We start from the raw sequence: 1,414 nt of genomic DNA on the forward strand, positions 1-1,414 counted from the left end.
AATGGCCTATTTGCTCAATGTGTTCGGCTGAGATCGGAAATCAACCTCCGAGTTTTGACTATCGTCAAGGGCGCCGTGCAAGACGTGTGACCTATACAACATATCGACAAGAAAAACCGCCGGCGCGGGGCGGCGCCGGCGGTTGCGAGAGAATATCGATTGTTGGCTGTTAAGCAGCGACGGCCTCGTAGACCGTGGCGCCCGAGAAGCTGTCGTGCAGGCTCTTGCCGCAGATCCAAGGCAGCTCGACGACCTCGCAGACCGTGTTGACCAGCTCGGAGCAGTCAGTGAAGTGGCCCTTATCGTTGAGGGCCTCGCAATCCTGAACACGCCAATAGCCATCGGTGTGCGTGATGTAGTACTCGTGATCGTTGATCGACACGAAAGCACGCGTCTTGGAACGCAACAGCTTCAGAAATCCTTCGAAGTCGGTCTCGACGACATCTCCAGCCTGGAACATGATGTTACCTCCTGGCCCGGCGCCACCATGGCGCGTTGATAAACGTTGGTACTCCTTTAGTAAAACCTTTATCAGGGCTTATGCGCGCATCATTTAGGCAAGTGGTAAAAAACCGCAGGGTAGACGGGATAAAACGTTTAATCATCCCACCGGTCTGTCACATTCCGGCTGAAGTTTTATGCAAACCAACTTTTCCACTCGGTAGCTTGCATTGTTTGGGGCCGACGGCGCGATTACGGTTTTGGTTCGGCGGGTAAGAACGAGGCATCGCAACCAACGTCAGGAGGACACATGGAGACCATCGAGGCACTCATCCATCGCCGCAGCTGCCGCAAATACAGCGATCGCCCTGTCGAGGCCGAGAAGCTCGCACGCATTATCGAAGCCGGTCAGTATGCGCCGAGCGGCATGGGACGCCAGCCGGTCACGTTCGTCGCCGTCACCGACCCCGCAACCGTCGAGCGCCTCTCGCAGCTCAACGCCCAGGTTATGGGTAGCGAGGGAGATCCCTTCTACGGCGCCAAGACCGTTGTGGCGGTGCTCGTCGACCGCAGCGTGCCCACGCACCTGGAAGACGGCTCGCTCGCCATGGGCAACCTGCTCAACGCTGCCTATGCGCTGGGCGTCGATTCGTGTTGGATCCACCGAGCACACGAGGTCTTTGACTCACCCGAGGGATTGGAACTGCTGGCCAAGTGGGGTCTGCCCGCCGACGGAAGCCTGCGCGGTGTGGGCAACTGCATTCTGGGCTATGCCGAAGACGTGCTTCCCCAGGCCAAACCCCGCCGCGACAACATCGTGTACGTCAGGTAATTAGTTCCGCCGTTCTAACGAACGGCGGCCCCGCTGACGCTGCGCGAGCCCCATTTGCGCCAATCTGACGTTCAATTTCGAGGGCGCGACCAAAAGGTTAGCGCCCTCTCATTTCACGTCACCTTGGCGCAAATGCGGCTC

At 58.4% G+C, this 1,414-nt stretch carries 2 protein-coding genes; one reads left to right on the forward strand and one right to left on the reverse strand.

From position 1 onward, the window contains the following. Positions 1-169: 169 nt before the first annotated feature. The gene (locus DWZ15_RS10050; RefSeq protein ID WP_118260475.1) at positions 170-460 is read right to left on the reverse strand and encodes a CDP-alcohol phosphatidyltransferase; all 291 of its coding nucleotides are present in this window, start codon (positions 458-460) and stop codon (positions 170-172) included. A 291-nt stretch (positions 461-751) separates the two neighbouring features. Between DWZ15_RS10050 and DWZ15_RS10055 the strand changes: the two genes are divergently transcribed. Continuing rightward, positions 752-1,273 (forward strand): nitroreductase family protein, encoded by a 522-nt coding sequence (locus DWZ15_RS10055; protein ID WP_118450781.1) that lies wholly within the window; start codon positions 752-754, stop codon positions 1,271-1,273. Positions 1,274-1,414 lie beyond the last annotated feature (141 nt).

It is taken from the genome of Collinsella sp. AF29-7AC (assembly GCF_003475665.1).
Taxonomy (GTDB): Bacteria; Actinomycetota; Coriobacteriia; order Coriobacteriales; family Coriobacteriaceae; genus Collinsella.

Bases quoted from the DNA above. Each gene is read 5' to 3' on its own strand.
- DWZ15_RS10055 (WP_118450781.1), top strand. From the start codon at position 752: ATGGAGACCATCGAGGCACTCATCCATCGCCGCAGCTGCCGCAAATAC.
- DWZ15_RS10050 (WP_118260475.1), bottom strand. From the start codon at position 460: ATGTTCCAGGCTGGAGATGTCGTCGAGACCGACTTCGAAGGATTTCTG.